We start from the raw sequence: 22,952 nt of genomic DNA, 5'->3' as shown, positions 1-22,952 counted from the left end.
TGTCTCGATATTTGTTCAGTGCTTTTTTGGGTAGCCGGTTTCATGTTCAGAAAAACTCCCGCGCCAGCAGTTCATAGGAGCGCCTGCGGGCGGCGGGGTCGTGTGTCCAGGTGATCACGACCAGCTCGTCAACCCCCAGTGTATTAGCCAGCGCCCTTAATTTGGCGGCAACTTGCGGGCCGCTGCCTACCAACGCATTGGCCCTGAGCCTGTCTGCCTCCATCTGCTCGACCGGCGTATATGGCCGCTGCGCCACCTCTTCGGGCGAGGGCAGAGCCGCCAGTGCACCTCGGTTACGGTCTATCTTCCAGCGCTCGCGGCCTGAGAAGTGGTGCCAGGCCTCGGCCTCGGTGTCAGCCGCCAGCGCCCACACGCAGAGCACCGCCTGCGGCGTGGGGTGGCGCGGGCTGGGCCGGTAGGTCGAGCGGTAAATCTCCAGCGCCTGCTCCACACCCTGCCCGTCAGTGATGAAGTAAGCAAACGCATACGGCAAGCCGTAGTGTGCGGCCAGCTGCGCGCCGTAGTCGGAGCTGCCCAGCATCCACATCTCCGGCGTGGTCGGGCCCATGGGGTTGGCCGTCACACCACGGCCCGGGTGGCCTTCGGGCAGGTCAACGCCCGCCAGCCAGGCCTGCAGCTCGCGCACCTGAATGGGAAAGTTCTCGGCCAACTGGCGCGGGTCGCTGCTGAGCAGGCGCGCCGTGCGCATGTCCGAGCCCGGCGCGCGGCCCACGCCCAGGTCGATGCGGCCGGGGGCGATAGCTTCCAGCACCCGAAACTGCTCGGCCACCTTGAGTGCCGCATAGTGCGGCAGCATGACACCGGCACTGCCCACACGGATGCGGCTGGTGGTGGCCGCGATGGCCGCCATCAAGACTTCGGGGGCCGAGCCGACGATGCTGGGGTGGCTGTGGTGTTCGCTGACCCAAAAGCGCTTGTAGCCCAGCGCTTCGCAATGGCGGGCCAGTTGCAGGGTTTCACGGATGGAGGCGTCTTCGGTGCGGCCGGTGACGGCGACGGACTGGTCTAGGACGGAGAGGCTGATCATCGGCAAACTATAGCCAGACCCCTTAAATCCCGCTCGGGCGGGGTTACCCCGGGACGACTTTGTTCCCGCTCTGTTCCAATAGAGGGTTCGTTCCCGTCCAGACCCGAGATAAAGAAGTACAGCTTATGGCACTGAAAGCCACCATTTACAAAGCCCAGTTAGCCCTGTCCGACATGGACCGCAGCATCTACGCCGACCACAGTGTGACCATTGCGCGCCATCCGTCGGAGGCCGACGAACGCATGATGATCCGCCTGCTGGCCTTCGCGCTGAACGTGCCGGCCGACGACAAAAAGGGCAACCTGGAATTTGCCAAGGACCTGTGGGACGTGGACGAGGCCGCGCTCTGGCACAAGGACTACACCGAGCAGATCCTGCACTGGATCGACGTCGGCCAGCCCGACGACAAGCGCCTGATGAAGGCCGCAGGCCGCGCCGAACGCGTGAGCGTCTACAGCTTTGCCAGCAGCACACCGGTCTGGTGGAAGAACATAGAAACCAAGCTCACCCGCGCCGCCAATCTGGTGGTCTGGCAGATCGACGCGGCAGAAAGCCAGGCCTTGGCCAAATTGGCCGAGCGCAGCATGCAGCTGCAGGTGACGGTGCAGGACGGCACCGTATGGATGAGCACGGCGCTCGGGTCGGTGGAAATCACGCCGCGCCGGTTGACGGCCGGCGAGTCTTAAACACCAGGACGCCGAGAGGACGCATCTTTCGCGTCCCTGGAATCCTTGTCCCGGTCTTGATGCTGATAAGCCGGCAGCTCTGCACCGCAATGAAAGCAAAAGTCTGCCTCGGGCAGGTGGCCTTCGGTCAGGCATTCATGGCAGGTGCGCGTGGTCGGCAAGGCCAGATGCTGCAGGCGCCGCTCCGCCGCCATTTCGGCTGTGACAATGCCGGTGGGCACAGCCAGAATGCCCCAGCCCAGCAACATCATGAAAGATGAGATTAGCCGGCCCAGGTCAGTCTTGGGCGTGATGTCGCCAAAGCCCACGGTGGTGACGGTGCTGATGGCCCAATACACAGAAGTCGGGATGCTGGTAAAGCCGTTGGACGGCCCTTCGACCACGTACATCACAGTGCCCATCACCAGCACCATCATCACCACGGCCGACAGGAACACCAGAATCTTGCGGCCGCTGGCAGCCAGCGCCCGGCCCAGCGACTGGTATTCGGCCACATAGGCAGCCAGCTTGAAGATGCGGAACACACGCAGCAGCCGCAGCACGCGCACATCGATGAGCGCATGGAGTTCCGGAAAAAACAGCGCCAGGTAAGTTGGCAACACGGCGACCAGATCGATGATGCCGAAAAAGCTTGTCGCGTACTGCAGCGGCTTGCGCACACACACCAGGCGCGCGATGTATTCGGCGGTGAACAGTAGCGTGAAAATCCATTCGATCATCGCGAACGCCCGGCCGTGCGAGGCATGGATCGCCTGCACGCTGTCGGCCATCACCACAGCGATGCTGACCAGGATAAGGGCGATCAGGGTCTTGTCAAAAAGCCGCCCGGCACGGGTGTCGGCCTCAAAGATGATGGTGTACAGGCGCAGCCGCCAGCCATCGAGGGGCTTGTCATCCAGGTCGGTCGAAGGAGGAAGAGGCGGAGCGGGTTTGGCCATGCAGGAAAGGCGCAGCAAGCGCCGCGTGTTCATTGGGTTGACAGAGCAGCACGATACCTGACCGGGAAAGCCTTCACGGACGCACAGGGATTTGCTGCTATTTTTATAGCTGCTTGCGCCCGTCCATTATGGCTCTCAGCCACTTTTTACTAAAAATCCGGGCAACATCAGGATGCCGGCTGGCGGTATCTGGCCCAGGCTGCTTCCGTGGGCGTGGTGCTGGCACCCGGCTGCTGCGGCAGGCTGAAGTGGCCGTCTACCACCTGCGCGGGCTCAAGAAAGCAGTCCTTGATCCAGGGAATGTATTCAAGCACCGCGCAGGCCGGGTGCGCGTGATTCAGGTGCACATGCACCTGGCTCATGTCGCCCGCGTGTGGCGCCACCGGCAACCGGAAGGAATGCGCCGTGTCGCACACCCGCAGCACTTCGGTGATGCCGCCCATACGCGTCACATCGGGCTGCACCCAATGAATGGCTTCCTGGTGGAAGAATTCAGCAAATGCATCGTGCGTGTAGAGCTGCTCGCCCAGCGCGACGGGAATGCTGGTGCTGCGCGCCAGTTGCGCATGGCCTTTCACGTCGTCGTACCAAATCGGCTCCTCGATCCAGTACAGATCAAACGCCTCTGCCGCGCGGCAAAAGCGCTGGCAGGTGGGCAAGTCCCATTTGCCGTTGCCGTCGGTCGCCATCGTGATGGCGGGGCCGATGGCGCGGCGTACCGCCTCCAGGCGTTTCAGGTCACGGTCGACGCTGGAGCCAATCTTGACCTTGATACCGGTGAAGCCTTCGTCGACTGCGCGCTTCGCCCCTGCCACCAGTTGTTCGTCGGGAATGCTGAGCCAGCCGATGTCGGTGTTGTAAGCGCGTACTTTCTCGCGCACCTGGCCGCCCAGCAGCTTCCACAGCGGTACACCTGCAGCCTTGGCCTTCAGGTCCCAGAGGGCGATGTCGATGGCCGCCTGCGACAGCGTGGTGATGCCGGCGCGCCCCACCCACTGCAGGGCCGGGTTGCGCGCCAGCTTGAGCCATAAACGCTGGATGTCTGCCGCGTCTTCACCGATTAACAGCGGCGCATGGCAGGTTTCAATGCAGCGCGTGATCAGCTGGTCGCTCGGCAAATGGGCATGGGTGCCGGTGAAGCCGTACCCGGTGAGCCCGTTGTCTGTGTCTATCTGCACCCCGACCACGCCCCAGTGCGAAATGGTATGGGTGCTGTCGGCAATCTGCGAGCCCGTAACGGGCACATGCAGGATAAACGGCTTGACCGATGTGATTTTCAATTTTGTCTCCGGGTGGCACTCAGAAGGCTCAGAACCCTCATCGTGCCAGAGTCTTCACCGTGCGCCCTGCTCCGCTTCCTGCAACGCGCGCCACATCACTTTGCCCGAGCCGCTCTTGGGCAGTGCATCGACAAACTGCACCACGCGCGGATATTTGTACGCCGCCATGTTCTCCTTGCACCAGTTGATGATGTCGTCTTCCGTCGTCTGGCCTTTGGCCGCGGCGCGCAGCACCACCACCGCCTTGACGGTTTCGCCGCGATAGGCGTCTTTGGTACTGATGATGCAGGCCTCCTGGATGGCCGGGTGCTTGAACATCAGCGCCTCGACCTCGGCCGGCCACACCTTGAAGCCCGAGGCATTGATCATGCGCTTGAGCCGGTCGGTGATGAAGAAATATCCCTGCTCGTCCATGCGCCCCAGATCGCCCGAGCGAAAGAAACGTTTGCCATCGAGCTCAATAAAAGCTTCGGCCGTCGCGTCCGGACGCTTCCAGTAGCCCTGGAATATCTGCGGCCCGCTCATGATGATTTCGCCCTGCTCGCCCTGTGGCACTTCCTTGAGCGTGACCGGATCAATGATGCGCGAGTCGCAGCTCATGAAGGGAACACCCAGGCATTGCTGTTTGGTGGCGTCATAGGGGTTGCTGTGCGAGGGCGCCGCGGTTTCCGTCAGGCCGTAGCCTTCGGCAAAGCGCAGGCCGTATTGTTCCCACAGGCGCTGGGCCACCGCCTGCGGCATGGCCGCCCCGCCGCCGCCGATGTAGACCAGGCTGCGAAGGTCGAAGCTGGCGAAGTTGGGACTACCCAGCAGGTCGATCACCATGGTGGGGATATTCGTCCAGTGCGTCACCCCCCATCGCGAGATCAGGCGCCCGGCCAGCTCGCGGTCCCATCGCGGCATGATGACCAGCGTCGCACTGCCGTAAATGGAAGCGTGCATGACCGACACCATGCCGGTGATGTGAAACATCGGCACCACAGACAGCGTGACGTTTTCAAACGTGCTGCCGCCCCACAGGCAACTGGCCACTGCGTTGTGCATGATGCTGGCATGCGTGTGCATGCAACCCTTGGGCAGGCCGGTGGTGCCGCTGGTGTAGGGCAGCACGGCCAGGTCTTGCGGCGTGACGGTGTGTGGGGGCAGCTCTGCGGTTTCTCCGGCGGTCATCGCATCAGTCCAGCTCATCACCGTGCCGCCGTCCAGTGCGGGCAGCGAGTGGCGCGTTCCCAGCCAGTCGCGCCAGGCGCCAGGCATCGCTGCATCGTCACCGCCGGATTGCTCCATGTCAAAAGCATCGCTGTAATGCGTGACCACCAGGTGCGTGAGCCGGTCGGTGGGTGCCAACTGTGCATTGGCCCTGGCCAGCTCGGACGCCAGGTCGGCCGTGGTGATGGCAACCCGGGCGTCTGGATCGGTGATGTAGTGCTTGAGCTCTTCGGCCCGGTTCATCGGGTTGACCGGCACCACCACGGCGTTGGCCCGCAGGATCGCAAAGTGCGCGATCACCCACTGCGGGCAGTTCTGCATGTTGAGCACCACGCGGTCGCCCTTGCGCACGCCCATGCGGTAAAGCGAGGCTGCCAGGCGCTCCGCCTGACGCATCACCTCGGCATAGTTGAGCACGCGGTTGAAGAAAACCAGCGCGGGCTTGTCCGGAAAGCGCAACGCGCTGACCGCCAGGTTGTGCCAGAGCGAAGTCGCCGGCGGCGTGATGCTGTGCGGCAGGCGCCTGGGCCAGACCTGGTGGTGCAGGTTGTGCGGAGTTGCTGCAGGGACGGCCTGGCCGGTGTTGGAATCAAGGGTCAAGAAAAAGGCTCCAGACAAGTACTGACTTGGGACCCAAGCCTACCCCGAGTCCACATTGCCCACATCCGGGAAGCTCCTGATAAAACACTGTCACTTGAGCGACCCGCGCTCACTATGATGGATTGCACCCCGTGCGAGAGCACATGCTTCCCCCCTTTCACGAAGGAAGTCCTTCCGGCCTCACCGTTTACACGCGGAAATAAAAGTAGAAACATCCAGGAGACACCATGACCCGATTTCTCGCCCTTCGACGCAAAACCCTGATGTCGGCTTGCGCGCTGGCCTTCACAGCGCTGGCCTCTGGCGCAGCGTTCGCGGCTTTTCCCGAAAAACCCATCCGCGTGGTGATCGGTTTTCCGGCCGGCGGGCCGCTGGACCAGCATGCACGCCTCTTGACCGAGCGCCTGCAGGCCGTGCTGGGTCAGCCCATCGTGATCGACTACAAATCCGGCGCCGGCGGCACCGTGGGCGCACAAGACGTCATGAAGGCCGCGCCCGACGGCTACACCCTGATGCTGGCCAACACCGGCGTGATGGTGATCAACCCCGCGCTCTACAGCAAGCTGCCCTACAACACGCTGAAAGACTTCACCCCGATTGCGCGCACCGCCATGCAACCGCTGGCGCTGCTGGTCAACCCCAAGCTGCCGGTCAACAACCTCAAGGAATTCATCGCCTACACCAAGGCCAGGCCCGGCCAGGTCAACTACGGATCGGCCGGCAACGGCGGCATCAGCCATCTGGTGCCCGAGATGTTCAAGAATGCCACCGGGCTCTTCATGGTGCACATCCCCTACCGCGGCAGCGCCCCCGCTTTTACCGACCTGATGGCAGGCCAGGTGCAGTTCATGGGCGAATCGATTCCGCAGGCCGCCAACTATCACAAGCAGGGCAAGGTCCGTGCGCTGGCCGTGACCAGCAAGGAGCGCAACCCCGCCCTGCCCGACATCCCGACGGTCATTGAATCGGGTATCAAGGGGTTTGAGGTGGTGGGCTTTTACGGCTTCCTCGCACCCGCCGGCCTGCCCAGGGACGTGACCGCCAAACTCAGCGATGCCTTCAGGCAAGTCATGGCCAGCCCGGACATCCGCAACCGCATGGTCACGCAAGGAGCCGATCCTGCCTTCATGGGCAGTGACGAGTTTGCCCAGTTCCTGGCCGCTGAAATGCCGCGCTGGGCCCAGGCGGTCAAGGCTTCGGGCGCCAGACTGGACTGACAGGATCCGGCGCGGTAGAGGCGCCGGCAGTCAGAACCAAGCGCCCACACCATTCCCCTTTCTGGTGCAGGCAGCCCCAAAACCTCGCAATTTTGGCCCGCAGGCACGCCAGTCAGGTGCACATAACTTGTATACCAGTTAATTGAACCAGTTTGGCGGCTGGCACGGGATATGCACTACAGGTGCATGGCCACAGCCTCCGACATCTCCAACCGCATCATTGAAGCCGTGATGGCGCAAAAGCTCGCGCCCGGCGCGCGCCTGGGCGAGCAACAACTGGCGATGCTGTTTGATTGCAGCCGCACCATCGTGCGCGAAGCCTTGACCCGGTTGGCGGTGCGCGGCATTGTCACTGTCAGCAGCCGGCGCGGCTGGTATGTCATCGAGCCTTCGCAGGAAGAGGCCCGCGAAGCCTTCGAGGCGCGCCGCGTGATCGAGATGGGCCTGATCCGCTGTACCGGTGACGTCAGCAAGGCCGCCATCAAGCAACTCAAAAGCCATCTCACCCGCGAGAAAGCCGCAGTCAAGGGCGACGACGTGGGCCTGCGCAGTTTTTTGCTGGGCGACTTTCATGTGTGCCTGGCCGAATGCCTGGGCAACAGCCTGTTGGCCGATACCCTGCGCGACTTCACCGCGCGCACCACACTCATTGCCATGCTCTACCAGTCGTCGCACGACGCGGCGCAATCCTGCGAAGAGCATGTGCAGATCGTGCAGGCCCTTGAAAAGGGCGACCTGGCCAAGGCTGAAAAGCTCATGCAAGCCCATATCGGCAGCGTGCAGGCCGCGCTCAAGCTGCAGGTCGGCGCCGGCGACCCGCTGTCGCATCTGCGCAGTGCATTAAGTCCACTGGATGCGCAGAGCCCCAGCAACAAGGCGGCGTCCTCGCCGCCCTCCCGTGTTCGCAAGCCCGGCCGTGCTTCGGCCAAACCCACTGACGATTCCTCAACTTACCTTGGAGCCCTGCTATGAATCCCAGCAAACGCGTTTTTTCTCTTGCCCTTGCCGCAGCCGCCGTGCTGGGCGCCACCGGCGTCCATGCACAGACTGCGCTGGACGACATCATGAAAGCCAAAGAGATCAAGATCGCCATCCCGACCGACTTCCCGCCCTACGGCATGGTTGGCACTGACCTGAAACCCCAGGGCCTGGACGTGGAAATGGCCGGCTACATCGCGCAAAAACTCGGTGTGAAAATCGAGCTCGTGCCCGTCACCAGCGCCAACCGCATCGCCTACCTGCAAACCAAAAAGGCCGACCTGGTCATCTCCACACTGGGCAAAAACCCCGACCGCGAAAAAGTCATCGACTTCACGGTGGCCTACTCGCCCTTCTTCCAGGCGGTGTTCGGCCCCAAGAGCGTCAGCGTCAAGTCGTTTGCCGATCTTTCCGGCAAGAGCATCAGCGTCACGCGCGCCGCCCTGGAAGACCAGGAGCTGAGCAAGGTTGCACCCGCCGGCGCGGACATCAAGCGCTTTGAAGACAACAACACCACCGTGTCGGCCTACACCGCAGGCCAGGTGCAACTGATCGCCACCGGCGCGTCAGTGGCCGGCAACATGATGGCCAAGAACCCGCAACTGAACACCGAGTACAAATTGCTGCTCGCCGACAGCCCCAACTTCATCGGCGTCGCCAAGGGTGAAGACAAGCTGCGCCTGAAGGTCAATGAAGTGATTGCCGAAGCCAAGAAAAATGGCGACCTGGACAAGATCGCGATGAAGTGGCTGGGTCGCCCTGCCGGGAATCTTCCCTAACCCCCGTTGAGGCTCACTTCGTGTAGCCTCCTCCCCCCTTTCAGGGGGCGCCGCTGGTGGCCCGGCAAAGCCGGTTCCACTGCGGCTGCTGGCATGACAGAAGCAAGCAGCGATTCTTTCAACAGAAAGTGATTCAGATGCGTGTTGAACTCGATTTCATGGCCGTGTTGTCGCAATGGCCGCTGCTGGCCATTGGCGTTGCGTGGACGCTGGGCCTGACGGCGATCTCGTCGGTGCTCGGCATGTTCATGGGCATGGCGTTTGCCTGGGCGCGTGCCAGCGGGCCAACGTGGCTGCGCTGGGTGGTCGGCACGTATGTGGAATTGATCCGCAACACGCCCTTCATCGTTCAGCTGTTCTTCATCTTCTTCGGCCTGCCGGCTGCGGGCTTCAGGCTGTCGCCTGAGACGGCCTCGGTGCTGGCGATGGTGATCAACCTGTCTGCCTACGCCACCGAGATCATTCGCGCGGGCGTTGAAGCCACGCCACGCGGACAAATTGAAGCCGCCGAAAGCCTGGCACTCAACCGCGTGCAGATTTATACCCGTGTGGTGCTGCCGCCGGCACTCAAGAAGGTCTGGCCCGCCATGGTGAGCCAGATCATCATCGTGATGCTGGGCTCCGCAGTGTGCGGGCAAATCTCGACGCAGGAACTCTCTTACGCCGCCAACCTGATCCAGGGCCGCAACTTCCGGGCGTTTGAGGCCTTCATCATCGCCACACTGATCTATTTGGTGCTCTCCGTTGCGGTGCGCAAGCTCCTCAACTGGATGGGTCCGAAGTTCCTTTTTGGTCGCTGACTATGCCCCCACGTTCGCTCACTTCGTGTAGCTCTCTGCCCCCCGAGGGGGCGCTGCGCCTGCGGCCCGGCAAAGCCGGTTCCGCGGCCCCTGCTGGCGTCAAGAATCCAGCGCTCAAAAGGAATCGCCGTGATTGAATTCTCAGTCTGGGACATCTTCCGCAACCTGCTGCTTGCAGCGCGCTGGACCGTTGTACTCTCACTCGTCGCCTTCATAGGCGGCGGCATCGTCGGCATGCTGTTGCTGGTCGGCCGGCTGTCCGCCACCCGCGCGGTGCCGGGCGCACAAAAGGCCGCGCTCATTACGCGGCGCGCGCTGGACGGCTATGTGCTGCTGTTCCAGGGCACGCCGCTGCTGATGCAACTCTTCCTGGCTTACTTCGGCCTGGCGCTCTTCGGCATCAATGTGCCCGCCTGGGTGGCCGCCGCGGTGGCGCTGACGCTTTACACCAGCGCCTACCTGGCCGAAATCTGGCGCGGCTGCGTCGACGCCATCCCCAAAGGCCAGTGGGAAGCCGCGCAAAGCCTGGCGCTCAACTTCGGCGAGCAGCTCAAGTACATCGTGCTGCCGCAAGCCGTGCGCATTGCCGTGCCGCCCACCGTGGGTTTCCTGGTGCAGGTCATCAAGGGCACGGCGCTGGCCTCGGTGATTGGTTTTATCGAACTGACCAAGGCCGGCACCATGATCACCAACGCAACCTTCAAACCCTTTGTGGTGTACAGCTGCGTCGCGCTGATGTACTTCGCGCTGTGTTTCCCCGTGTCCCTGTATGCCCGCAAGCTTGAGAGGAAAGCCCGAAATGGACGCTAACGTCGCACCACCCCCTGCAGCCGCCGCAACAACTTCGTCCGACAGGACTCTTGTCGAGATCAATCAACTTCGCAAAAGCTTCGGCGCCAACGAAGTTTTAAAAGGCATTGATCTGGAGGTCAAGGCCGGCGAGGTGATTGCCATCATCGGCAAAAGCGGCTCGGGAAAAAGCACGCTGCTGCGCTGCATCAACGGGCTGGAAGTCTTTCAGAGCGGTACGCTGCGCGTGGACGGCAAGCACCTGTTGCACGACAGTCCGCAGGTCATGCGCGAGCTGCGCCAGCATGTCGGCATGATCTTCCAGAGCTTTAACCTCTTCCCGCACCTGACGGTCGGCAAAAACATCATGCTGGCGCCCACGCTGGTCAAGAAGACGGCTGGCGCTCCCGCCGAAGAACATGCGCGTGCGCTGCTGCAACGTGTGGGCCTGGCCGAAAAATTCGAGGCCTGGCCCGACCAGCTTTCGGGCGGGCAACAGCAGCGCGTGGCGATCGCGCGCGCACTGGCCATGCAGCCTTCGGTGCTGCTGTGCGACGAGATCACCTCGGCACTGGATCCGGAATTGGTGGGCGAAGTGCTGCAGGTCGTGGAGAGCCTGGCCGCCGAAGGCATGACGCTGCTGATGGTGACCCACGAAATGAACTTCGCGCGCAAGGTGTGCGACCGCGTGGTCTTCATGCACCAGGGCCGCGTGCACGAGATTGGGCCGCCCGACGAAGTGTTTTCGAATCCACAAACCGCCGAGCTGAAGCAGTTCCTCGGGATGATCCAGTAATCCGGGAAATCCATGACACCTTGCGCGACACCTGGCACGCTGCATATTCCCGCCGGCCACGGCAAGGCGCTGCGCCTGCAGGCCGGGCAAGCTGTGAAGGTCATCAACACTCACGGCACGCAGGTGGTCGATTGCTGGGCATTCAATGCCTACGACCTGAACGAATTCATGTGCATGGAAACCACCCGCGTGTGGAACCAGCACCTCAATCCCGTCGTCGGCGACTCTTTCGTCACAAACCAGCGCCACCCCATCCTCACCGTGGTGGAAGACAGCACGCCCGGCGTACACGACACCTTCATGGCCGCCTGCGACCGCCGCCGTTATGAACTGCTGGGCGTCAAGGGCTACCACCGCAACTGCTGCGACAACATGTTTGAAGGCATGTTCGAGCTGGGCCTGACGCCGCCGCGCGCCATCCTCGCTTCGTTCAACATCTTCATGAACATCCGGGTGCAGCCCGACGGCATCACACTCAAAACCCTGCCCACGGTGACGAAAGCAGGCGACTCGATCACGCTGCGCGCCGAGATGGACTGCTTTGTCGCGTTTTCCGCCTGTCCGCAAGACATCGTGAAAATCCAGGGCGCGGGCGACAACACGCCGCAGCCGGTCGACCTGGAAGTGCTGCAAAGCAAATCAACCCTGCCCGCCAGCGGGCCCTGGGTCCCGCAAACCTGACGGGGCCGCGCCAGGCCGCCTTTCCCTCGCTCCTGCAGGGTTGGGTGAGTTCCCGCACAATAGTGGTGACGTCTTTTTGTTGCTCTCAATTTGATAGCTGCTTGCGCTCGTTCCTGTTGGGCTAAAGGCCGTTTTGTTGCCCAACCGTTCGTCTGCAACCATGCCTCCGCCCTGATCTGCCCACCGGACTCCTGCTGCCCATGACTGCCATGCCGCCCATTCTCTATTTCTTCGCCCTGTGCAACCTCGTGATCGGCAGCGGGGCTTTTGTGCTCGGCGGCATCCTGCAGCCCATGAGTGCCTCGCTGGGCATCAGCGTGGCGGCCGCCGGCCAGGCCATGACCGCATACGCCGTTGCCACCGCGGTGCTGGCGCCCCTGCTCATCATCCTCACCGCCAGGTGGCCACGCAAACGCGCCGTCCAGCTGGCACTCAGCCTGTTTACGGTGGGCTGCCTGGTTTGCGCCGTCGCGCCCAACTTTCCCCTGCTGCTGCTGGGCCGCGTGCTGATGGGAGCAGGTGCCATGTTCACCGCCGCGGCATCGGCGCTGGCCGTCAGCATGGTGGTGCCGGCCCTGCGCGGCCGGGCGCTGTCCATCACTTTCCTGGGTATGAGCATCAGCTACGCCGTCGGCCTGCCGGTCGGCGCCTGGCTGGGCTTTGAGTTTGGCTGGCGTGTGCCGGTCTGGCTGTCGGCCGGGGCCAGCCTGGCGGCGCTGACTGCGGCGAGCTGGCTGATCCCGGCCGACATGGCCAGCGCAGGCACCAGCTTTGCAGGTTTTCGCGCCGCGGCACGCCAGCCCGCCGTGCTGCGCGTATGGAGCCGAACGCTGCTGTATTTCATTGCCATCTTCAGTGTTTTCGCCTATGTCGGCCCGGTACTGCAGGCACTCAACCCCATGAGTTCAGCGCAGCTCTCCGCCACGCTGGCCGTCTTCGGCCTGGCGGGCGTGGCCGGCACGCTGATGGGCGGCTGGGCCACCGACCGCTTTGGGGCATTGCGCAGCATGCGCGTGCAACTGGCCGTGCTGGTGGCAATGATGTGCCTGCTACCACTGACGCGCGGCCATGTGCCGGCCACCATGGCCGTGCTGGTTCTGTGGGGCATCGCAGGTTTCGGGCTGATGGCGCCGCAGCAAAGCCGGCTGGCCACCTTGTCGCCCGCGCAGGCACCGCTGCTGCTCAGCCTCAACGGCTCCATGCTGTATGTGGGCACGGCGCTGGGCGCTGTGGTCAGCGGTGCGGTGCTCGATCAGGTGGGTTTTGCGCAGCTGGGCTGGGTCGGCGTGCCTTTTGGTTTGCTGGCCATGCTGACGCTGGTGTTCGACCGCATGCCGGCCCGGGTGCAGGTGTCCGCCGCCGCCTGAACGTCTCTTCAAGCGCCACAGCCAGACCATGACACCCCAACAGCAACTCGAAGCACTGCAAGCTGCGCTGCAGCAACTGCGCAGTGATGGCATTCGCGTGGGCACCTTTGCACAACTGGCTGCGCAGCAGCAAAGCCTTGCAGCTGCCTTGCCGGCCCGCTTCAATGATGTGCTGTCGCAACTGCTCAACCGGCTGGAGTCCGCCGCACTGTTCACCGAAGAAAGCTGCTCCTTCAGCCAGAAGGAATTGCTGGACAGCCTGCAGCTCTGGATCGACAAGGCGCAGCTGCAACTTCAGAAAGCCTGAGACCTGTTTGCGGTCTAAACGAGGCCGTCTTCTTCAACCGCCGGAATGCCCATGGCGGTGATGGGCGTCAGGGTAGTGCGCATGGCTGTGGGCCAGCGGCTCATGGCGGTGGCGATGTGAATGCATTCCTGGAACCGCCTGTGCATGCTCATGCGGGTGATGCGCGTCATGCACATGCAGGTGTTCATGTTCCAGCGCTTCGTGCCGATGCATGTGCGCATGATGCTCGGTCAGGTGCAGCCAGATGCCGACGGCCATCAGCAAGGCGGCGCCCACCAGTTGCCAGGTGACGGGCTCGGCAAGAAACACCACGGAAAACAATGCCCCCACAAAAGGTGCCGTCGAAAAGTAGGCGCCGGCCCTTGATGCCCCCAGGTGCCGCAAGGCCACCACAAAAAGCGCCAGGCTCACGCCGTAGGCCAGCAGGCCGACTGCCATCGCGGCGGAGATTTGTGCCGCACCCGGCAACGCCGCACCCGCCAGAAAAGCCAGCAGCAGATTGGTCACGCCGGCTGCCAGTCCTTTCACGCAGGCAATCCATGACGCATCCACCAACGACACCTTGCGCGTGAAGTTGTTGTCCAGGGCCCAAAAAAAACATGCCAAAGTCACGGCGAGCGTGGGCCACAGCGCGCTGAATGTTGACCCTGCAGTGGCCGCTGCCTGCTGCGGCCAGCTCAACAGCACGGCACCCGCCACGATAGCGGCCATGCCCGCCGCAATACGGCGGTCAAAGTTTTCCCTGAACACCATCCACGCAAGCACGGCGGTCAATACCGCCTCGGCATTGAGCAGCAGGGCCGCATGGCTCGAAGGCATCGCCGACAAGCCGTACATCAGCAGTACCGGCGCCAGGCCGCCGCCGCACAGTATGGCCGCGGCCAGCCAGCGCCCCTCGCCGGGGTTCAGGCGTGGCCGGGCAGCACCGCGCAGCCGGCGATAAAGCGCCAGCCCCAGACCGGAGCCCAGGTACAAAAGCCCGGCGAGTATCCAGGGATTGACCTGGCCGAGCAATGACTTGGCCAGCGGCGTGCCCGCGCCGAACAGGAAAGCCGAGGCCAGGGCGGCCGCGACGCCGGGCTTCAAGAGCATGGAATGAAATTTCAAAGAACGAACCTGCCTGTCATGAGTGATCAGACAGTTTCCACTGCCCGCCTTGCGATGGCAAGCTTGATGACTTGCCGTGCGGGAACTTTTTAGAAGCATCGCCTATCATTCACCCATGCGCCACCTGCTCTTCGTCCTGATGATCGCCCTGCTGCCCTTGCGCGGCTGGGTAGGCGATGCAATGGCGACGCAGATGGCGGCTGCCCATGTGCAACACGGGCAGCTTGCTTCCGCAGAACAGTCCGCTACCAAAACGATAGCAGCTCCCGCCCACCACATGGGGGCTGAAGGCCATTCAGGCCACGAGGAGACGTCGCCCGAAGCCACCATGGCCATGCACGACTGTGCCGGGCACACCTCCGGGAACACCCCCCAGTCGAGTGATACCGGCTGTGAATCCTGCGCGGCATGCCAGGCCTGCCATACGGTGGCGCTGTCGCTTGCTGCGCCGGACCACAGCCCCGTTTTCCAAGGGCGCAGCCTGCTGCGTCCAGCGTCAGACCAGTTCGCCAGCGCCGACGCCGCGCTGGGCCAAAAACCACCCATTTCCTGATCTCCAGGCCCGTACTGGGCCTGTACTTGCCGTCCGGCAGGGCCTTTCAGGCTCTTGACGCCGGATACCCGCGATTTTCCGCAAATCGCCCCGCTTGTATTCAGGAGATTCTTGTGACCATTCGTTTCATTTCCCGCCCGCGCACAGCGCTGGCCCTCGCGCTGTTTTTCATCGGTTCTGCCGGGGCCCATGCACAGGCAGATCCCTACCCCCGGGTGAACCCCCGACCCACCGAACAGGCTGCCAGCCCGGGCACGCCGGTGCCATCCACCGCGTACCAGTCGGTATTTGTGAACCGTCCGCAGGGCGTGGAGCCGGCCAGCGATGACTGGAAAAAATCCAACGCCACTGCGGGCCAGTTCAAAAAGGGGCATGCCGACCTGCTGAAATGGGAAGAGGCCCAGGCACCACGCACCGAACCTGCGGCGCCCGCCGCTTCGAAACCATGAGGCCCCGCATGACCTCCTCTGCCGGCCAACGCCACGTCGCTCCACGGCTGGGTTCGCTGGCGCTGCTCATGCTGGCCCTCGCGGGCTGCACAACGGCAGTGCCGGATGGCGGCGTGAGTGGCCTGCAGGCGCTGACCACCACGCAAACGGGCAGCTCCGGCACTGCGCCCCCCGTGCTCATCGCGCGGCCGGGCAAAGACACCAGCGCCGCCGTTGCCGATCTGCTGAAAGGCCCGCTCAGCCCAGAAAGCGCGGTGCGCATTGCGTTGCTCAATAACCCAGGCTTGCAACTGTCCCTGGCCGGCGAAGGCGTCAACATCACGGATGCCGTATCCGCCAGCCCGGCCAAACTCAAGGCCGCGCAAGATATCACCCTGCTGTCCAACGAAACCCGTAAAGCCTGGATCAACGCGGTGGCCGCCGCGCAGACAGCGCGCTTTATAGATGAAGCCAGGGAGAACGCGGAGACCGGCGGCGAGCTGGCGCGCCGCATGGCACGCGCGGGCAACTGGAGCAAGCTGCAGCAGGCCCGCGAACAACTGCTGCTGGCCGAGGCCACGGCGCAGTTGGCGCGCGCCCGGCAGGCCGCTTTCAGCGAGCGCGAAAAACTCGTGGTGGTGATGGGCCTGTGGGGCGCGCAAGCCGGCTTCACATTGCCCGAGCGGCTGCCCGACCTGCCCCCGAAAGCGGAAGACATGCCGGATATCGAAAGCCGCGTGCTGCAGCAGCGGCTGGACCTGCGCCTGGCGACGGCGCAATGGGCAGGGCAACGCGCCATCCGGCCCCAACCCGGTGCCGACGGCCTGTGGGACACCATGGGTGATTCGGCCCGCGTGCGCGAACTGGCGGTCAGGGCGCGCAGCGAAGCACGCGAGGCTTACCACGGCTACCGCACGGCTTACGACCTGGCACGCCACTACCAGACGGAGGTGATGCCGCTTTACCGCTTCATCCAGGATGAAACGGTGCTGCGCTACAACGGCATGCTCACCAGCGTCTTTGACCTGCTGGCCGGCGCCCGCGCGCAGGCGCTGGCTGCTGCCGGCACCATCGAGGCGCAACGCGACTTCTGGCTTGCCGAAGCCGACCTTCAGACGGTGCTTGCCGGCGCATCGCCCGGCACGGCCTCGTCCAGGTCTTCCGGCAAAAACGGCGCCGCCACAGCCGCAGCGCACTGAGCGCCCCCCCAACACAAGGAATCCCATGAATCGACGAAATTTCTTTAACCGCACGGCGCTGACGGCGGTTGCCGCCGCGTCCATCAGCAAGGTGGCGATGGCCGCGCTGCCGGAACCCGTGACGATGAACAAGGCCGACACCGCGCCGCCGCTTGCGCCGCCGAACGGCCGGCCCTACAACCCGGTCGTTACCCTGAATGGATGGACGCTGCCCTGGCGCATGAACAACGGCGTGAAAGAATTCCACCTGGTGGCGGAGCCGGTGGTGCGCGAAATGGCCCCGGGCTTCAAGGCCCACATGTGGGGCTACAACGGCCAGAGCCCGGGCCCCACAATTGAGGTTGTCGAGGGCGACCGCGTTCGCATATTCGTCACCAACAAGCTGCCCGAGCACACCAGCATCCACTGGCATGGCCAGCGCCTGCCCAATGGCATGGACGGCGTTGCCGGGCTGAACCAGCCGGCGATCCCGGTGGGCAAGACGTTTGTGTATGAGTTCGCGGCGCGGCGCCCCGGCACATTCATGTATCACCCGCATGCCGACGAAATGACGCAGATGGCCATGGGCATGATGGGTTTCTGGGTCACACACCCCAAGGAAAAACATCCGCTCATCGACGTCGTCGACCGCGACTTCGTGTTCCTGCTCAACGCCTACGACATCGAACCCGGCAGCATGACGCCGAAGATCATGACCATGCTGGACTTCAACCTGTGGAGCTGGAACAGCCGCATCTTCCCCGGCATTGACCCGCTGGTGGTGCGCAGGAACGACAAGGTGCGCATACGCGTGGGCAACCTCACCATGACCAACCACCCGATGCACCTGCACGGGCACGAGTTCACGGTGACCGGCACCGACGGCGGCCCCACGCCGCGGCCGGCCCGCTGGCCGGAAGTGACGACGGATGTTGCCGTGGGCCAGATGCGCCAGTTTGAATTTCTGGCGGACGAGGAAGGTGACTGGGCTTTTCATTGCCACAAAAGCCACCACACCATGAACGCCATGGGTCACGACGTGCCCACCATGATTGGCGTGGACCACCGCGGCCTCGTCAGGAAAATCCAGAAGGCTGTGCCCGACTACATGGTGATGGGCGAACGCGGCATGGCCGATATGGGGGAGATGGAGATGCCGATCCCCGACAACACCGCGCCCATGATGACGGGCAAGGGCCCCTACGGCGGCGTGGAAATGGGCGGCATGTTCAGCGTGCTCAAGGTGCGCGGGGACCAGAAGCCCGGCGACTACAAGGACCCGGGCTGGTACCGGCAGCCGGCCGGCACGCAGGCTTATGAATGGAAGGGCGCCCTGCCCGACCCGGCCCGCCCCCTGGCTGGCAATCCGGCCGCACCTGCGGGCGGCACTGAAATCAATATCCGCAAACCCCAGGGCCATACCGGCCACTGACCCCGAACCTTGAGGAACATCATGAAAACCCAAAACGCTCTTAAATTGATAGCTGCTTGCGCTTTACTGTCGGGTGCTACAGCCCTGTTTGCCCAACATGGCCAGACGAGGGGTGAAAACCCCGCAGCAAGTCCTTACGCGGGCCAGCAGGCGCGCAGCATTAAAGCCCTGTCGGCGGCGCAAACCGCTGACCTTCTGGCCGGCAAAGGCATGGAACAAGCCAAGGCGGCCGAATTGAACGGTTACCCGGGGCCCATGCACGTGCTGGAACTGGCCGGCCCGCTGGCGCTGAGCACCGCGCAAAAGCAGGCCAGCGAAGCACTGATGAACCAGCACAAGGCCGAGGCCCGCGCGCTGGGCGCCAGGCTGGTAGAGGCCGAGCGTGACCTGGACAGCGCCTTTGCCGGCAGGCAGGTGAACGCGGCACAGGTTGATGCCCTGACCCGGCAGATTGGCCTGCTTCAAGCCCAGTTGCGTGCCTCGCACTTGCATACGCACTTGCAACAGGCAGGTTTATTGACACCGCAGCAGATAAACCTTTACGCGGATTTGCGCGGCTACAGCGATGCGCCGGGCACAGCGGCCGGGCATCCCGGCCACCAACATTGATTTGACTTTGAATTTTTAACTCTTTAACTTCATCCACAAAGGACCACACCATGAACCCACTTATCACCATTCTTGCCGCCGCCGTTTTTGCAGCCTCGGCCGCGCCAGCCTTCGCCCACGGCGATGCTGCCCATAGCCCCAGTGCGGCCCCGGCCCCGAAGGAGCAAAAGCCCTGGGGCATCGCGGGAGATGCCAGTGCAGCCACACGCACCGTCACACTGTCCATGGACGACAACATGCGGTTCACACCAGACAAGCTCTCGTTCAAGCAAGGCGAAACCGTGCGTTTTGAAATCCGCAATCGCGGCAAACTTTTGCATGAACTGGTGATCGGGACCAAAAAGAATCTCGACGAACACGCGGCGATGATGGTGAAGTTTCCGGGCATGGAGCACGACGAGCCCTACATGGCGCACGTGCCGGCGGGCAAGTCGGGCGGGTTGGTCTGGACCTTCAATCGCGCCGGCGAATTCGACTTCGCCTGCCTGATCGCCGGCCACTACCAGGCAGGCATGGTGGGCAAGATCACTGTTGCGGCCCGCTGATCCGTTCACACAAGGAGTACACATGATGCAAAGACGACAGCTCATCCAGGTGACGGCCGCGCTTGCAAGCGCTTCAGCCCTCACCCCGGCACTGTGGGCCCAGACCCAAGTGCCCGTCGAAGTCTGGAAAGACCCTGACTGCGGCTGCTGCAAGGACTGGGTAGCGCACCTGCAGGCCAACGGGTTCCAGGTTCACATTCACGACAGCGGCAACACGGCGGCGCGGACCCGGCTCGGCATCCCGGAAAAGCTCGGATCCTGCCACACGGCGGAAGTCAGCCTGGCCGGCAAGCGCTACGCACTGGAAGGCCATGTGCCGGCCCGCGAGATCTATCGCCTGCTCAAAGAGAACCCGCAGGCCGTGGGCCTGGCCGTTCCCGGCATGCCGGTCGGCTCACCCGGCATGGACGCCCCGCTTTATGGCGGACGCAAGGACCCGTATGACGTGCTGCTGGTTCACCGCGATGGCAGCACCCGCATCTACCAAAGTTATCACCGCACCTGAAAGGATTTCCCGTGAAACGTTTTAACCGCATAGGGGCTGCCCTCATTGCCGCACTGGCCACGTCGCTTGCCCTGGCGCAGGCGGCCCTGCCGCCGACCGAAGGCGAAGTCCGCAAAGTCGACAAAGAGGCCGGCAAGATCACCCTCAAGCACGGTGAGATCAAGAACCTGGACATGCCCGGCATGACCATGGTGTTCCAGGTCAAGGACCCCGCGATGCTGGAAACCGTGAAAGCCGGGGACAAGGTCAGTTTCACCGTGGACAGGATCAACGGTACCTTCACGGTGCTGTCCATTGAACCCGGCAAGTAACCGGCTTGCCGGCGTGGCTGTCAATACGCTCCTGTTTTGATAGCTGTTTGCGCCCGTTCTGATTGGCCTGCAGGCCATTTTTACCAATAGACAAACTTTGCCTGCAGGCCGGCAGCGGCCCCATGCTATGGTTCGGCGCATGCCTAAAACCATTCGCTATACCCTGTTGTCCCTGCGCGATCTGTGGGTCTCCGCCGGCCCGTTCATCCTGCTGGCGGCTGCGCTGCTGGTATTGGCCTATTGGTGGCTGGACCCGAACCCGCCCAAGCGGGTGACCCTGGCGACCGGCCCGGCGCAAAGCGCCTATGAAGAATTCGGCAAGCGTTACGCCAAAGCGCTGGCGTCGGAGGGCATCCAGGTAGTCCTTGTGCCCTCGGAAGGCTCAGCCGCCAACCTGCAGCTGCTGCGGGAAGGCAAGGTGGATGTCGGGTTTGTCCAGGGCGGCACCAGCGACTACACCGCCCAGGATGAAGAAGACCTGTCGTCGCTGGGCAGCCTGTTTGTGGAGCCGCTCTGGCTGTTCTACCGGGAAGATGCGGCGCGCAAAGTAGCTGCCGCAGCACGGGCCGCGAAGGCGCCAGGCAGCCGACTCGCAGGGAAGGCAGACTCCGCGGACACGAGGGAAGACGCCAGCCTCACATCGCTCACGCAATTGCAGGGCCTGCGCGTCAACCTGGGCACGCCAGGCAGCGGGGTCCCCAGCCTGATGGCGAAACTGTTCGACAGCAATCGCATCGACCCCGCTACGATGAAAGTCTCGAGGCTGGAACAGACGCCCGCGACCGTGGCCTTTCTGGCGGGGGAACTGGACGCGATTGTGTTCGCGTCCGCCCCCGAGTCACTGATGGTGCAGATGCTGCTGCAAACCCCCGGCATCAAGCTCATGAATTTTGCCCAGAGCGAAGCCTATTCGCGGCGCTTTGCATTTTTGACGCCGACCCGCCTGCCACGCGGCGTGGTGGATCTGGCGGGCAATATTCCGCCCGATGACGTACGGCTGGTCGCGTCGACCACCTCACTGATCACGCGCTCCGGTATCCATCCCGCGCTGCAGCAGCTGCTGGCCCAGGCCGGCAACGACATCCATGGCGGGGCCGGCTGGTTCAAAAGCGCCCGCGAATACCCGAACCGCGACAACAGCGAATTGCCCATTGCCAAGGAAGCCGAGCGCGCCATCAAGAACGGCACCCCCGTACTGCAGCGCTACCTGCCCTTCTGGGTGGCCAACCTGGTCGAGCGGATGTGGCTGGCGATGGGCATCATCATCGCCATCATGCTGCCGCTGTCGCGCATCATCCCGCCGCTGTACGCTTTTCGTGTGCGTTCACGCATCTTCCGCTGGTACGGCCAACTGCGCGACATCGAAAACCGCGTGGAAATCTCTGGGGAAAACAGTGGCAACGCGGCCTTGCTGGAAGAACTCAACAACCTGGAAAGCCGCGCCGAGAAAATCACCGTTCCGCTGTCTTACACCGACGAGTTGTATGCGCTGCGCAGCAACATCCATCTGGTGCGCAAGAAACTGCAAAGGCTTTGAGGGCCAAAGGACGGGCGGCCTGAGCCTGTCGGGCACCCGCGACAACCGGGCCTGGCCAGCGCAAAGCCCACGGCACCGCACTGAAAGAAAGCCGTACGCAGCTCCCAAAAAAGACGCCGGAAGCGCCGATTTGGGGCGGGTTACGTGAGATTGCGGCAGATTGCAAATTTCTTTAACCCTAAAGTAAACCCCTGTGTCGGCACGACTGTTGCTCTGCTAGTATCGTCCGACACTTTTTCCTTTGGCCGATGCTTGCTTTTATTCTGCGCCGCCTGATTCAGGCCGTGATCGTGATGGTCGTGGTCGCCTTGATTGCCTTCATGCTCTTTCAGTATGTCGGTGACCCGGTGGTGTTCCTTCTGGGGCAGGACGCCACACCGGCGCAGATCCGGCAACTGCGTACCGACCTGGGCCTGGACCGGCCTTTTATCGTCCAGTTCTGGCATTTCCTGGTCAACGCCGCGCAGGGCGAATTCGGCCTGAGCCTGCGCCAGGGCGCCAAGGTGTCGCGCCTGATTTCCGAACGCTTCCCCGCCACGCTGGAGCTGGCGCTGGTGGCGGCCGTTTTGGCCTTGCTCATCGGTATCCCGATGGGCGTCTATTCGGCGCTGCGCCGCGGCTCGTTCCTGAGCCAGGTGTTCATGACGGTGTCCCTGCTGGGTGTTTCACTGCCCACTTTCCTGATCGGCATCCTGCTGATCCTGGTGTTCGCCGTGGGCCTGGGCTGGTTCCCGAGCTTTGGCCGTGGCGAGACGGTGCAGATCGGCTGGTGGAGCACGGGCCTCTTCAAGGCCGATGGCTGGCACCACATCGTCCTGCCGGCCATAACGCTGGCAGTCTTTCAGCTCACGTTGATCATGCGGCTGGTGCGCGCGGAAATGCTGGAGGTATTGCGCACCGACTACATCAAGTTCGCACGGGCCCGCGGCCTGCCCGACCGGGCCATCCATTTCGGCCATGCCTTGCGCAACACGCTGGTGCCGGTAATGACCATTACCGGGCTGCAACTGGGCGGGTTGATCGCCTTTGCCATCATCACCGAAACCGTGTTTCAGTGGCCGGGCATGGGCCTGCTGTTCATCCAGGCAGTGACCTTTGCCGACATCCCCGTCATGGCCGCTTACCTGTGCCTGATTGCGCTGATTTTTGTGGCCATCAACCTGGTCGTCGACCTGCTGTATTTCGCAGTGGACCCCCGGCTTCGCGTCGGCAATGCCGCAGGCCACTGATGGCGCAGGCCGCACCCCTTTCTTTCATTTTTTACACCCGCAA

The 22,952-nt window shown here is 63.2% G+C and carries 25 protein-coding genes; 20 read left to right on the top strand and 5 right to left on the bottom strand.

The window, feature by feature from the left end; genetic code table 11:
* Positions 1 to 46: 46 nt before the first annotated feature.
* Positions 47 to 1,048: an LLM class flavin-dependent oxidoreductase gene (locus AC1D1J_RS13295; protein ID WP_477694900.1), complete on the bottom strand. Its 1,002-nt coding sequence runs from the start codon at positions 1,046 to 1,048 to the stop codon at positions 47 to 49.
* A 125-nt stretch (positions 1,049 to 1,173) separates the two neighbouring features.
* Between AC1D1J_RS13295 and AC1D1J_RS13290 the strand changes: the two genes are divergently transcribed.
* On the top strand, positions 1,174 to 1,734 hold the full coding sequence (locus tag AC1D1J_RS13290) for a YaeQ family protein (RefSeq protein ID WP_457279222.1): 561 nt from the start codon (positions 1,174 to 1,176) through the stop codon (positions 1,732 to 1,734).
* On the opposite strand, the gene AC1D1J_RS13285 is transcribed toward AC1D1J_RS13290, so the two are convergent.
* From AC1D1J_RS13285 to AC1D1J_RS13275, 3 genes are all read right to left on the bottom strand, one after another.
* Positions 1,731 to 2,672, bottom strand: a complete 942-nt coding sequence (locus tag AC1D1J_RS13285; protein ID WP_477694899.1) for an ion transporter — start codon at positions 2,670 to 2,672, stop codon at positions 1,731 to 1,733. The two genes, AC1D1J_RS13290 and AC1D1J_RS13285, sit on opposite strands and share 4 nt — an antisense overlap.
* A 167-nt stretch (positions 2,673 to 2,839) precedes the next feature.
* Positions 2,840 to 3,952 (bottom strand): mandelate racemase/muconate lactonizing enzyme family protein, encoded by a 1,113-nt coding sequence (locus AC1D1J_RS13280; protein ID WP_477688804.1) that lies wholly within the window; start codon positions 3,950 to 3,952, stop codon positions 2,840 to 2,842.
* Positions 3,953 to 4,006: 54 nt separating this feature from the next.
* Positions 4,007 to 5,761, bottom strand: coding sequence for a long-chain fatty acid--CoA ligase (locus AC1D1J_RS13275; protein ID WP_477694898.1), 1,755 nt, complete (start codon positions 5,759 to 5,761; stop codon positions 4,007 to 4,009).
* Positions 5,762 to 6,024: 263 nt separating this feature from the next.
* Between AC1D1J_RS13275 and AC1D1J_RS13270 the strand changes: the two genes are divergently transcribed.
* The 9 genes from AC1D1J_RS13270 to AC1D1J_RS13230 all read left to right on the top strand — a co-directional run bounded on the left by AC1D1J_RS13270 (position 6,025) and on the right by AC1D1J_RS13230 (position 13,475).
* The gene (locus AC1D1J_RS13270; RefSeq protein WP_477695081.1) at positions 6,025 to 6,978 is read left to right on the top strand and encodes a Bug family tripartite tricarboxylate transporter substrate binding protein; all 954 of its coding nucleotides are present in this window, start codon (positions 6,025 to 6,027) and stop codon (positions 6,976 to 6,978) included.
* Positions 6,979 to 7,164: 186 nt separating this feature from the next.
* Positions 7,165 to 7,950, top strand: coding sequence for a GntR family transcriptional regulator (locus tag AC1D1J_RS13265; RefSeq protein WP_457279226.1), 786 nt, complete (start codon positions 7,165 to 7,167; stop codon positions 7,948 to 7,950).
* Positions 7,947 to 8,735: a transporter substrate-binding domain-containing protein gene (locus AC1D1J_RS13260; protein ID WP_457279227.1), complete on the top strand. Its 789-nt coding sequence runs from the start codon at positions 7,947 to 7,949 to the stop codon at positions 8,733 to 8,735. The genes AC1D1J_RS13265 and AC1D1J_RS13260 overlap by 4 nt, the downstream gene beginning before the upstream one ends.
* A 137-nt stretch (positions 8,736 to 8,872) precedes the next feature.
* On the top strand, positions 8,873 to 9,535 hold the full coding sequence (locus tag AC1D1J_RS13255) for an amino acid ABC transporter permease (RefSeq protein WP_457279228.1): 663 nt from the start codon (positions 8,873 to 8,875) through the stop codon (positions 9,533 to 9,535).
* Positions 9,536 to 9,664: 129 nt separating this feature from the next.
* Positions 9,665 to 10,345, top strand: a complete 681-nt coding sequence (locus AC1D1J_RS13250; RefSeq protein ID WP_457279229.1) for an amino acid ABC transporter permease — start codon at positions 9,665 to 9,667, stop codon at positions 10,343 to 10,345.
* Complete coding sequence (locus tag AC1D1J_RS13245; RefSeq protein WP_457279230.1) at positions 10,335 to 11,120, top strand: amino acid ABC transporter ATP-binding protein; 786 nt, start codon at positions 10,335 to 10,337, stop codon at positions 11,118 to 11,120. The genes AC1D1J_RS13250 and AC1D1J_RS13245 overlap by 11 nt, the downstream gene beginning before the upstream one ends.
* 12 nt (positions 11,121 to 11,132) lie before the next feature.
* Positions 11,133 to 11,801 (top strand): DUF1989 domain-containing protein, encoded by a 669-nt coding sequence (locus AC1D1J_RS13240; RefSeq protein ID WP_477694897.1) that lies wholly within the window; start codon positions 11,133 to 11,135, stop codon positions 11,799 to 11,801.
* A gap of 200 nt (positions 11,802 to 12,001) precedes the next feature.
* The gene (locus AC1D1J_RS13235; protein WP_477687883.1) at positions 12,002 to 13,168 is read left to right on the top strand and encodes an MFS transporter; all 1,167 of its coding nucleotides are present in this window, start codon (positions 12,002 to 12,004) and stop codon (positions 13,166 to 13,168) included.
* 28 nt (positions 13,169 to 13,196) lie between these two features.
* Entirely contained in the window at positions 13,197 to 13,475 is a 279-nt protein-coding gene (locus AC1D1J_RS13230; RefSeq protein WP_477688801.1) for a hypothetical protein, read from the top strand.
* A 33-nt stretch (positions 13,476 to 13,508) separates the two neighbouring features.
* On the opposite strand, the gene AC1D1J_RS13225 is transcribed toward AC1D1J_RS13230, so the two are convergent.
* Positions 13,509 to 14,567, bottom strand: a complete 1,059-nt coding sequence (locus AC1D1J_RS13225; RefSeq protein WP_477694896.1) for a DMT family transporter — start codon at positions 14,565 to 14,567, stop codon at positions 13,509 to 13,511.
* Between the two features lie 130 nt (positions 14,568 to 14,697).
* On the opposite strand from AC1D1J_RS13225, the gene AC1D1J_RS13220 reads away from it, so the two are divergent.
* The 10 genes from AC1D1J_RS13220 (at position 14,698) to AC1D1J_RS13175 (ending at position 22,909) form a co-directional block, all read left to right on the top strand.
* Entirely contained in the window at positions 14,698 to 15,135 is a 438-nt protein-coding gene (locus AC1D1J_RS13220; RefSeq protein WP_477687886.1) for a hypothetical protein, read from the top strand.
* 113 nt (positions 15,136 to 15,248) lie between these two features.
* On the top strand, positions 15,249 to 15,584 hold the full coding sequence (locus AC1D1J_RS13215; protein ID WP_477687887.1) for a hypothetical protein: 336 nt from the start codon (positions 15,249 to 15,251) through the stop codon (positions 15,582 to 15,584).
* 8 nt (positions 15,585 to 15,592) lie between these two features.
* The gene (locus AC1D1J_RS13210) at positions 15,593 to 16,762 is read left to right on the top strand and encodes a TolC family protein (protein WP_477694895.1); all 1,170 of its coding nucleotides are present in this window, start codon (positions 15,593 to 15,595) and stop codon (positions 16,760 to 16,762) included.
* Positions 16,763 to 16,787: 25 nt separating this feature from the next.
* A complete protein-coding gene (locus AC1D1J_RS13205; protein ID WP_477694894.1) occupies positions 16,788 to 18,173 on the top strand; it encodes a multicopper oxidase family protein in 1,386 nt (461 codons plus the stop codon).
* 21 nt (positions 18,174 to 18,194) lie between these two features.
* Entirely contained in the window at positions 18,195 to 18,782 is a 588-nt protein-coding gene (locus tag AC1D1J_RS13200) for a Spy/CpxP family protein refolding chaperone (protein ID WP_477694893.1), read from the top strand.
* Between the two features lie 50 nt (positions 18,783 to 18,832).
* The gene (locus AC1D1J_RS13195) at positions 18,833 to 19,327 is read left to right on the top strand and encodes a cupredoxin domain-containing protein (RefSeq protein WP_477694892.1); all 495 of its coding nucleotides are present in this window, start codon (positions 18,833 to 18,835) and stop codon (positions 19,325 to 19,327) included.
* Positions 19,328 to 19,349: 22 nt separating this feature from the next.
* Positions 19,350 to 19,832 carry a DUF411 domain-containing protein gene (locus tag AC1D1J_RS13190; RefSeq protein ID WP_477687892.1) on the top strand — a complete coding sequence of 161 codons (483 nt, stop codon included), beginning with the start codon at positions 19,350 to 19,352 and terminating at the stop codon, positions 19,830 to 19,832.
* Between the two features lie 11 nt (positions 19,833 to 19,843).
* Positions 19,844 to 20,143: a copper-binding protein gene (locus AC1D1J_RS13185; protein ID WP_477687893.1), complete on the top strand. Its 300-nt coding sequence runs from the start codon at positions 19,844 to 19,846 to the stop codon at positions 20,141 to 20,143.
* A 139-nt stretch (positions 20,144 to 20,282) separates the two neighbouring features.
* Positions 20,283 to 21,680, top strand: a complete 1,398-nt coding sequence (locus AC1D1J_RS13180; RefSeq protein WP_477687894.1) for a TAXI family TRAP transporter solute-binding subunit — start codon at positions 20,283 to 20,285, stop codon at positions 21,678 to 21,680.
* Positions 21,681 to 21,928: 248 nt separating this feature from the next.
* Entirely contained in the window at positions 21,929 to 22,909 is a 981-nt protein-coding gene (locus AC1D1J_RS13175) for an ABC transporter permease (RefSeq protein WP_477687895.1), read from the top strand.
* Positions 22,910 to 22,952: the final 43 nt, after the last annotated feature.

Source organism: Polaromonas sp. P1_F8, assembly GCF_056405635.1.
Note: the sequence above shows the minus strand (reverse complement) of the source record. Positions and strands in the feature narration are given on the sequence as shown.